Origin of the sequence: Clostridium aquiflavi (assembly GCF_031344075.1) — a bacterium.
GTDB lineage: Bacteria > Bacillota > Clostridia > Clostridiales > Clostridiaceae > Clostridium > Clostridium aquiflavi.
The window spans coordinates 1-10,987 of sequence record NZ_JAVJAN010000062.1; the positions used below are offsets into that span (position 1 = coordinate 1).

The 10,987-nt window shown below is 28.5% G+C and carries 8 protein-coding genes; 6 read left to right on the plus strand and 2 right to left on the minus strand.

Annotation, left to right across the window (positions count from 1 at the left end; all coding sequences use genetic code 11):
- Positions 1-153: 153 nt before the first annotated feature.
- On the minus strand, positions 154-1,215 hold the full coding sequence (locus RGC78_RS15200) for a PocR ligand-binding domain-containing protein (protein WP_252211949.1): 1,062 nt from the start codon (positions 1,213-1,215) through the stop codon (positions 154-156).
- A gap of 291 nt (positions 1,216-1,506) precedes the next feature.
- On the opposite strand from RGC78_RS15200, the gene RGC78_RS15205 reads away from it, so the two are divergent.
- The 3 genes from RGC78_RS15205 (at position 1,507) to RGC78_RS15215 (ending at position 4,735) form a co-directional block, all read left to right on the plus strand.
- A complete protein-coding gene (locus RGC78_RS15205; protein ID WP_252211951.1) occupies positions 1,507-2,109 on the plus strand; it encodes an HD-GYP domain-containing protein in 603 nt (200 codons plus the stop codon).
- Positions 2,110-2,416: 307 nt separating this feature from the next.
- The gene (gene gpmI / locus RGC78_RS15210) at positions 2,417-3,955 is read left to right on the plus strand and encodes a 2,3-bisphosphoglycerate-independent phosphoglycerate mutase (RefSeq protein WP_252211953.1); all 1,539 of its coding nucleotides are present in this window, start codon (positions 2,417-2,419) and stop codon (positions 3,953-3,955) included.
- 195 nt (positions 3,956-4,150) lie between these two features.
- Positions 4,151-4,735 carry a protein kinase gene (locus tag RGC78_RS15215; protein WP_252211955.1) on the plus strand — a complete coding sequence of 195 codons (585 nt, stop codon included), beginning with the start codon at positions 4,151-4,153 and terminating at the stop codon, positions 4,733-4,735.
- A gap of 81 nt (positions 4,736-4,816) precedes the next feature.
- On the opposite strand, the gene RGC78_RS15220 is transcribed toward RGC78_RS15215, so the two are convergent.
- A complete protein-coding gene (locus RGC78_RS15220) occupies positions 4,817-6,214 on the minus strand; it encodes a hypothetical protein (protein ID WP_252225550.1) in 1,398 nt (465 codons plus the stop codon).
- 334 nt (positions 6,215-6,548) lie between these two features.
- Here RGC78_RS15220 and eno point away from each other — a divergent pair, with 334 nt between their 5' ends.
- The 3 genes from eno to RGC78_RS15235 all read left to right on the plus strand — a co-directional run bounded on the left by eno (position 6,549) and on the right by RGC78_RS15235 (position 10,860).
- Positions 6,549-7,844, plus strand: a complete 1,296-nt coding sequence (gene eno / locus RGC78_RS15225) for a phosphopyruvate hydratase (protein WP_252211958.1) — start codon at positions 6,549-6,551, stop codon at positions 7,842-7,844.
- Positions 7,845-8,132: 288 nt separating this feature from the next.
- Positions 8,133-8,366, plus strand: coding sequence for a preprotein translocase subunit SecG (gene secG / locus RGC78_RS15230; protein WP_252211960.1), 234 nt, complete (start codon positions 8,133-8,135; stop codon positions 8,364-8,366).
- Between the two features lie 466 nt (positions 8,367-8,832).
- Positions 8,833-10,860: a sodium-translocating pyrophosphatase gene (locus RGC78_RS15235; RefSeq protein WP_252211961.1), complete on the plus strand. Its 2,028-nt coding sequence runs from the start codon at positions 8,833-8,835 to the stop codon at positions 10,858-10,860.
- Positions 10,861-10,987: the final 127 nt, after the last annotated feature.

Sequence of the window (10,987 nt, forward strand, 5' to 3'; positions counted from 1 at the left end):
TCTTCATTAAGAGTTCTAAAAAGCAAATTCCAACGCCAGTTCGCCCTTATACTAAAATATCAACATTCACTTAAAACATAGCCTATTTTTAAGAAATTATGTACATTTAGAAATTCTATAATAATTTATGAAATTTTGTGTTCAAATAGATTATTACTTATTATTTAAATCGGATAGTTTATTTCCAAAAGTTTCAAGAAGTTCTGCATCTTTATGAAGCTCGAAAATGGAATTAATAATTTGATTTAAAGCTTCAACATTTTCATTAACATTTTCGTTAGTATCCTGAATTTGCTCACTCATATTAAAAATAGAGTCTTTTACACTATGAAGAACAGTGCCTATTTTTTTAGATTGTTCACTATTCATATTAGATAATTTTCTTATTTCTTGTGCAATAACACCAAATCCAGCACCAAATTCTTTAGCTCTAGAAGCTTCTATTGAAGCATTAAGTCCTAATAAATTAGTCTGTGAAGAAACATTATTTATGTATTTTGCAACTTGATCAATTTCTTCTACTTGATCAGCAGAAATATTAGCTGAAGTAATTAATGTGTTAAACCTATTTACTAGATTACTATTTATTTCATTGACTTTATTCACATAACTTTCAACTTCAGTGATTCTTTCGTATATATTATGAGAAACTTCAAATAATTTTTTAGTTAAATCCTTACCTATATATTTTTGATATCCAACATCTGAAAGAGTATTAGCTATTATAAAAAGTAAATTCGCAGCAGCTTCAATTGATTCTTTTGAAAGAACTCTTATTTCTCTAACTGCATCAATATACTCATCTTCGTTAATTCCTATTTCTTTTGCTACTATTCTAATTTTATCTTCTTTAGGGGCTTGAGGCAAAACTTGACCACCAACTAAAGAACCAATTTGAATATTTCCTATTAAAATTGGAGCAGCAAAATCCATTAATCCAGCATGACAATAATAAACAGTAGTTTTTTTTGATTTTCCAGATTTAAGTCCACCTTTAATATCACATTCATTACATCTTTTTAACCCTTCAGAAGTACCGCGGGTTAGATTCATACAAAACCTTGATGGTTTAGTCATTTTCGTAACAGGACCGTCAAGATCAACAGCTACTGTTGAAATTCCAGTAGTATCTGAAAATGCATCTAAAATTTTTTGAAGTGTATCTACATTTATTACATCCGTTAACTTTACATTAGATAAGTTAGTATTTTTCATATAAAAAAAGCTCCCTTTTATTTAATTTTTGTAAAATTCAACAAGAAAAAACAATTATTCCTTATCGATCTATATTATACAGTAGACATAATTAATAATCAAAAAATAGCAAAAATTTTATTAAGTAAGATAAATTTTTAAAAAATATTTATTGAAATAATAAAACAATGTTATATAAATGTTAAATAAAAATGATAATGATTATCAAAATAATTATTTAATACACAAGAATAATATGATAATATATTAGTAAATATTAACATGTTAAATTTAAATAAAGAGGTAATAAAAATGTCAATAATAAATGAAGGTATAATATATCATGACATAATAGAGAGCATGGTTGCAGCATTAGAAGCTCGAGACTTATATACATCCGGGCATTCTACAAGAGTAAGTGATATGACATATAAATTATGTCAGCATTTGAATTTGTCAGAGGAAACTTTAGAAATGTATCATATAGCTGCTCATTTGCATGATATAGGAAAGATAGGAGTTTCAGATAATGTTTTAAATAAAAAAGGTAGATTAGATTTTGAAGAGTGGCAAATGATGAAAAAACACCCTGAAATAGGGTATAAAATTTTGAGTAAAGCAAAGAGCTTGAAAAATATATCTTATATAGTATTACATCATCATGAACGATGGGATGGAAAGGGGTATCCTAAGGGTTTAAAGAAAAATGAAATACCATTAGGATCTAGAATAATAGCAATTTGTGATTCTATAGATGCGATGAAGAGCAATAGACCATATAGAGATTTAATAAGTGATAAAGAATGTTTTAAAGAAATTTTAACAAATAGAGGAGTAATGTATGATCCTGAAATTACAGATTGTATATTAGAAAATTGGAATGATATCGTAACTAAGTATTATGGCAGTTTATAGTATTAATAGATTAATAGAATAGAGTTAAATCTAAAATGGGTTTTAAGATTTGTTTTTAGACTTGACTCTTTTTGCCTTGTACAAAAAATTAGATTTTAAATAAAACATAATGAATTCAACTTTTACATAAAGAATTTAGTATATATATTATTGAGGATATACATTAAAGGAGATATAATCTTCACAGTTTTATAAGTTGCAATACATCTAAAAAAATAATATAATTAAAATGGTTAAAAATATAGAGAATAAAAGATAATATTAGTATATTATGATATTTTAATAATAAATCTGGAGGGATAGGAATATGTCAAAAAGACCGGTTATGTTAATGATATTAGATGGTTTTGGAATAGCACCAAAATCTGAAGGAAATGCTGTAAGCTTAGCTAAAAAACCTAATTTTGATAGATTAGTAAAAAATTATCCAGCATCACAATTACAAGCAAGTGGATTAGAAGTTGGATTACCAGAAGGACAAATGGGAAATTCAGAAGTAGGTCATTTAAATATTGGTTCTGGTAGAATAGTATATCAAGAATTAACTAGAATTACTAAAGCTATTAAAGATGGAGATTTCTTTGAAAATGAATCTTTAATGAAAGCTATGGCTAATGCTAAAAATAATAATTCTACATTACATTTAATGGGATTGTTATCAGATGGTGGAGTACATTCACACATAGAACATTTAAGAGGCCTTTTAGAATTCGCTAAAAAAGAAGGGATTCAAAATGTATATGTTCATGCATTTATGGATGGTAGAGACGTTGCACCATCATCAGGTAAAGAATTTGTAGAAAAAACTGAAGCTATGATGGCTGAAGTTGGCGTAGGTAAAATAGCTACTATAAGTGGTAGATATTATGCTATGGATAGAGACAACAGATGGGAAAGAGTAGAACTTGCTTATAATGCATTAGTATTAGGTAAAGGTGAAACTGCTAATAGTGCAGTAGAAGCAATGGAAAAATCTTACCATGATAATAAAACTGATGAATTTGTTTTACCAACAGTAGTTTTAGAAAATGGAGTTCCAACAGCAACAATAAAAAATGGAGATTCAGTTATATTCTTTAACTTTAGACCAGATAGAGCAAGAGAAATAACTAGAGCTATTAATGATAAAGTATTTGATGGATTTAAGAGAGAAACTTTAAATCTTACTTTTGTAACAATGACTCAATATGACAAGACTTTAGAAGGTGTTGAAGTAGCTTATAAGCCTCAAACTTTAGCTAATACTCTTGGAGAATATGTAAGTTCAAAAGGATTAAATCAATTGAGAATTGCTGAGACTGAAAAATACGCTCATGTTACATTCTTCTTTAACGGTGGAGTTGAAAAAGAAAATCCAGGTGAAGAAAGAGTTGTTATTCCATCACCTAAAGTTGCTACATATGATTTAAAACCAGAAATGAGTGCATACGAAGTAACTGATGAGTTATTAAATAGATTAGATTCAGATAAATATGATATGGTAATTTTAAACTTTGCAAATCCAGATATGGTTGGACATACAGGGGTTATTCCAGCAGCTGTTAAAGCTATAGAATCTGTTGATGAATGCTTAGGAAAAATTGCTAACAAAATGTTAGAAAAAGATGGATGTTTATTCATAACAGCTGACCACGGTAATGCTGAAACTATGATAGACTTCTCAACAGGAAATCCATTTACAGCTCATACAATAGATCCAGTACCTTTTGTTTGGGTTGCAAATAACACAGAAGGAAAAACTATAAAAGATGGTAAGCTAGCAGATATAGCTCCAACAATGCTAAATCAATTAGGACTAGAAGTTCCTGCTGAAATGACAGGGAAAAATTTAGTAACAACTAAATAATAAATGATTTTTAAAAGAGTTTAGTAAGTATAACTTATTAAGCTCTTTTTTGTACATAAAATTATAGAAAATTTTTACTATTAAATATGATAAAACCTGATTATAGAAAGCTTTTTTAGTTGAGAGAGATTTTTTTATTTGCATAAAGTTAGAATTTATATAATATATTTATAAAAAAGGCTTAGGGTTGATGAAATGAAAAGAAATTTTGCTTATTCTGCTGATTTTGATGAAAAGACAGAAAAATTATTTAAAGAAGGGAAATATCTTGGTCAAGGAAATAACGGAATAGTTTATGAATTACCAGGAAATAAAGTGGTAAAAATTTTCTTGACACAAAAAGTATGTAAGGATGAGGGAGGTATATTGTATAGAACAAATGGTTCAAAATATTTTCCTAGACTTTATAAAAGAGGTAAACTATATGTAGTAAGAGAAATAGTTGATGGAGAAAGATTAGATTACTATATTAAGAAAAATGGTTTAAGTAAAAAATTAATAAAAAAGATATATAATTTGTTAACAGAGTTTAAAAAACTTAAATTTACTAAACTTGATACTAGATGTAAGGATATATTTGTATCTGAAGATGAAAAGCTAATGATAATTGATCCTAAAAAAGCATATTCTAGAAAAGTAGATTATCCAAGACACTTAATGAAAGGACTAAAAAGAATTGGTGTTTTAGATGAATTTCTTGAGGGCATTAAGGAAATAGATAAAAACAAAGCAAATCAATGGAGCATTAAATTCGACAGGTATTTTGACAATGAAAAATAAAAAAATTAAAGCCGTTAATCTAACTGATAATATAATCATTTAGATTAACGGTAATTTTTATTTTAAAACATAGTCTTATTTTTAGATTAGAAAAATTAAAGCAAACAGCACAGTTGTAATTAATCCTATTGTAACAGGAAGAAAGTTTTTTCTTGCTAGCTCAAATGGGGATACTTTACAGACGGCAGCAACAGGAATTAATGCCCAGGGTATTAAAGTTCCACCACCAATCCAAATTGTACAGATTTGACCTAAAGCTGCTAATGGAGATGAGTTTAGCGCTAGAGATGAAGAGAATAACCTAGTTGATGAACCAACAAGGGAGAGACCAGAGAAACCGGAACCATCTAATCCAGTTAATATTCCAACACCAGAAACGGTAAATGTTGCAATGATTTTATTTAAAGGAACAGCATTGGAAAGAGCAACACCTAAATCATTAATTATTCCTTGAGAGTTATTAGATAAGGAATGTCCTATAATTTGTTCAAAACCACTACCACCCAAATAAAAAAATGTAGCAATAGGAATTACAGCACCAAAAACTTTAAATGCAAACTGAAAACCATCTATTAAGTAAGATGTTAGTTGAGTTTTTTTTATATCTTTAAATATACTTAAAAAGATTATAAGTAATAAAAATAAAGTGGTTCCACCAATTAATGAAGTTGCATTCTCACCTTTAATAGATAGTAAAAACATAAAAGTAACATCCAGTGCATAAGAAAATAACACTAGAAAAGCTAAAAATCTTTTCTTCCAATTAGATATATTATCTTTAAAATCCTCTTTAAAATCCGTTTCTAAATCTGTACTATCACTTATTGAATTAAGGTTATTATTTTTAATATCTTTCATTATAAAATAAAAAGCTAAAATACTTGTAGTAAATCCCATAACTAACTCTAGAATTATTATTGATGGCATAAACTCATTAATAGCTATGCCAGCAGCGTCACAAGTTATTTTTGGAGCACCTTGTATTATGATATCACTTGATAAAGCAATACCATGTCCAAATATATTCATAGCAATTGCAGCACCTAATTTAGGTAAGCCTGCTTTTGCTGCTACTGGAACTAAAATAGCTCCAATTAGTGCTACGGCTGGAGAAGGCCAGAAAAACCATGAAATTATCATCATTGAAATACCAATAATCCAATACGCTAATACTTTATTTTTTATTAATTTAGCTAAAGGAGAAATCATAACTTCATTTATTCCAGTTACAGAAAGAAGATTACTAAGAGCAGTAATTACGGAAATTATGAGTATTATAGGAAGTAATTCTTTGATTGCATAAAGAAAACCATTGAAAACAGACATAATAGATTCTGAAATGGAAAATTTAATCATAAATGCTATTACTAATATTCCTATTATACATATAATTGAAATATCTTTTTTTAGTATAACAGACAGTAAGATTAATCCTATAAATACTAAGTAGACCCAGTGAATAGCTGATAATGTAATCATATAGATACAAGCTCCTATAATATTATTTACTAACAAATTATGACTTATAACTCCTATATGTACCAAAATAAACTTTAAAATATAAGGTTGTATTTTAGAAGGATGTTGATATATGCATAAGCAAAGTGAATAGAGTAATTTAATATATTAACACATCTTAAAACATAGATTAGTGCAAAAAATATTTAAAAATGTTTTTTGAATATTAGGGTTGAATATTAGCAATAATATTAAGGTAATTAAAAAAAATCTTTTCATTTTATGTTTTATATATTAAAATGATATTGATAAACATTATCAAATAACTTTATATAATTCAAAGGAGGGTAATTAAATGAACGATTACTTAGAAATAATAGACGTTGTTGCAAGACAAATATTAGACTCAAGATGTTTTCCAACTGTAGAAGTAGAGGTATATCTTGAAGATGGAACAATGGGAAGAGCTGCTGTACCATCAGGTGCTTCAACTGGTATGTATGAAGCTGTAGAACTAAGAGATGGAGATAAAGCTAACTACTTAGGTAAGGGTGTATTAACCGCAGTACAAAATGTTAACGAAACAATTGCTGAAGCTTTAGTAGGTTGTAATGTATTTGATCAACCATATATAGATAAAATGCTTATAGAATTAGATGGAACTAATAATAAAGGAAAATTAGGTGCTAATGCAATTTTAGGAGTGTCATTAGCTGTTGCAAATGCTGCTGCTAATGCATTAGGATTATCTTTATATAAATATGTTGGTGGTGTAAATGCAAAAGTACTACCAGTACCTATGATGAACATAATAAATGGAGGATCTCATGCTGATAATTCAGTAGATTTGCAAGAATTTATGATTATGCCAGTAGGAGCGACAAGTTTTAGTGAGGCATTAAGAATGTGTGCTGAAGTATATCATACATTAAAGAACACTCTTAAAGATAAAGGATATGCTACTGGTCTTGGTGATGAAGGTGGATTTGCACCTAACTTAAAATCAAATGCAGAAGCTATTGATGTAATCATAGAAGCAATAACAAAAGCAGGATATAAAGCAGGCGAAGATATATTTATTGCAATAGATGCAGCATCATCTGAATATTATAAAGATGGAAAATATGTATTAGAAAATGAAGGAAAAACATTAACATCAGCTGAAATGGTTGACTTCTTTGAAGATTGGGTAAATAAATATCCAATAATCTCAATTGAAGATGGTATGGCAGAAGAAGATTGGGATGGATGGAAATTATTAACTGAAAGACTAGGAAAGAAAGTTCAATTAGTAGGTGATGATTTATTTGTTACTAACACTGAAAGATTAGAAAAGGGAATAGAGCTTGGTGCAGGTAATTCAATTCTTATAAAGTTAAATCAAATTGGTACTTTAACTGAAACTTTAAATGCAATAGAAATGGCTAATAGAGCAGGATATACTGCTGTTATCTCTCATAGATCAGGAGAAACAGAAGATACAACAATTGCTGATTTAGTTGTTGCAGTTAATGCAGGTCAAATAAAAACAGGTGCACCAGCTAGATCTGAAAGAGTTGCAAAATACAATCAATTGTTAAGAATAGAAGAAGAGTTAGAAGATGTAGCCGAATATAGAGGAAGAAAAGCATTTTTTAATATAAAAAAATAAATTTATAAAACGAAATAAGATATATAGCATCTAACAAAACTAAAAAACAGCTGCAATTTGTAGCTGTTTTTTAGTTTTATAATTTCTAGAAGATGTTAATTCAAATAATGGCAATACCAACAGGAATTAAGTATTATTTATATATTAGAAATTTGGATTTGAAAAGATTTATTCTGTATAAATTTAGAAGCTTTACATTAATAAAAAGTTGTAATAAAATAAATGTTATGTTACAATTTTAATAGATATATTATTTGTAACGAGTTAACTATATAGGAGGGATTACCTATGCGAAGTATGTTAATGGGTGTAGAAGTACTATTAGGTTTATTAATAGTAGTAACTATATTTATGCAACCTAGTAAAGCTGATGCTTTAAGTGGATTAATACAAGGTGGATCAAAAGATACATTCTTTTCAAAAAATAAAGCAAGAACTAAGGAAGTAATGCTTGTAAGATTAACTTGGATTTTTACAGCATTATTTGCACTTAATACATTAATATTAAACTTTATGAAATAAAAGTAAGGACTACTTAATGAGAAGTAGTCCTTACTTTTATTTTTTTAGAAAATTATAAAATCAGTAAATATAACAATATATGATTAAGAATTGCAAAAGTTAAATTGCAATGATATTTAACCTATTGCATATATATAAACATAGATTAAAATAAAAATAATTACATTAAAGAATACCAATATAAAATATGTAAAAGGAATTGTGATAAAGTAGCCTTAATGATTTTTTATGTATAGTAAAATATAAGATATTTAAAATCTAAAAGTCTATATGCTAAAGGCTTAACTTAAAATTAAGAGTTCTTTACTTAAATAAAATATGAAACTAAGATTTTGTACTAATAGACATATAATATAATAATGTATACTAAATAGACAAATAAAATTATTTTGTTGTCATGAAATACAAAAATTATACATAAGAATAAATGATATACGAAAACCAATAAAATATAAGGAGGAAATGTATGAATCTATTATACGTTTCATTAATTGCTGGTTTTATTGCTCTTATTGTTGTCATTTTTTTAGCAAAGGATATCTTGAAAAAAAGCCCTGGAAATGAAAAAATGATTGAAATTTCTGGTTACATTGAAGAAGGCGCAATGGCTTTTTTAAGAAAAGAATATTCTTACTTATGTGTGTTTATAGTAGTAGTTGCTATTGCTATACTAGTATTTTTAAATTATAAAACAGCAATAGCATTTGTTGTTGGTGCACTATTTTCAATTATAGCAGGTTATATTGGCATGAGAATAGCTGTAAAATCTAATGTTAGAACAGCTGAAGCTGCGAAATCAGGAATAAAAGAAGCACTATCAGTTGCTTTTTCAGGTGGAACAGTAATGGGATTATGTGTAGTAGGACTAGGTATAATTGGATTAAGTATTTTTTCAATTGTATTTGATTTAAATGTAGAGTATATAACTGGATTTGGATTAGGTGCATCCTCTATTGCTTTATTTGCAAGAGTTGGTGGTGGGATTTATACCAAAGCAGCTGATGTCGGAGCAGATTTAGTTGGTAAAGTTGAAGCTGGCATTCCAGAAGATGATCCAAGAAACCCAGCGGTTATAGCTGATAATGTTGGTGATAATGTTGGCGACGTTGCAGGTATGGGCGCAGATTTGTTTGAATCTTATGTTGGTTCAATTATATCTGCAATAACACTAGGTGCTGTATTGGTTAGTGCATGGGGAAAAGAAATAGTAATTTTTCCTTTAGTTTTATCGTCAATAGGCATCTTGGCATCATTGATAGGAATTATATTTGTAAAATCATATAAAGGAGACAATCCACAAAAAGCTTTAAATTTAGGTAGTACAATTTCAGGTGTAATAGTATTAATAGTAGGATTTATAGCTTGTAAATCTTTACTTGGAAACTACAAAATTTTCTTACCTGTAATAGCTGGATTACTTGTAGGGCTACTAATTGGTAAAATTACTGAATATTATACTTCTGCTGATTACAAGTCAGTTAAATTCATTGCAAATGAGTCAGAAACAGGTGCTGCAACAAATATTATAGCAGGATTATCAGTTGGAATGAGATCAACAGTTATACCTATATTACTAATTGTTATAGGCATAATAATATCATTTTTTGCAATAGGTGGAGCAAAAGATACTGCGTTAGGATTATATGGTATAGCTTTATCAGCTGTAGGAATGCTTTCAACAACAGCTATAACTGTTGCAGTTGATGCATATGGCCCAATAGCAGATAATGCTGGTGGAATAGCAGAAATGTGTGAATTAGACGAAAGTATTAGAGAAATAACTGATAAATTAGATTCTGTTGGTAATACAACAGCAGCTATAGGTAAAGGCTTTGCTATAGGTTCAGCTGCACTTACAGCATTAGCACTTTTCGCATCATATTCACAAATAGTAAATCTAGAAACTATAAATTTACTTAATCCATTGACATTGGTAGGTGTTTTAATTGGTGGTATGTTGCCATTTCTTTTTGGTGCATTAACTATGGAATCTGTAGGAAAAGCTGCAACTCAAATGGTTGAAGAAGTAAGAAGACAATTTAGAGAAGATGATAGAATATTAAAAGGAACACAAAAACCTGACTATTCAAAATGTGTTGAAATATCAACCAATGCAGCATTAAAAGAAATGATTGTTCCAGGATTACTAGCTATATTAGTACCATTATTAGTTGGGATATTATTAGGAACAGAAGCTCTTGCAGGTCTAATTGGTGGTGGCGTAGTTACAGGCGTTATGCTAGCAATTATGATGGCAAATGCTGGTGGAGCATGGGATAATGCTAAGAAATACATTGAAAGTGGAGTACATGGTGGAAAAGGCAGTGATGCTCATAAAGCAGGTGTTGTTGGAGATACAGTTGGAGATCCATTTAAAGATACTTCTGGCCCATCTATGAATATTTTAATAAAACTTATGACAATAGTTTCAGTAGTATTTGCACCAGTAATATTAAAATATGGTGGAGTTTTGATAAACCTATTTATCAAATAAATAATTAGTTTAAAATAAATTAAAAAGATTGCAAATTAAATTTAAGGCTCTGTTTTAGCAGAGTGTTGATATATGCATAAGCAAAGTGAGCGGAGTAATTGAACTTAGGAATGCTAAAATGAGTATA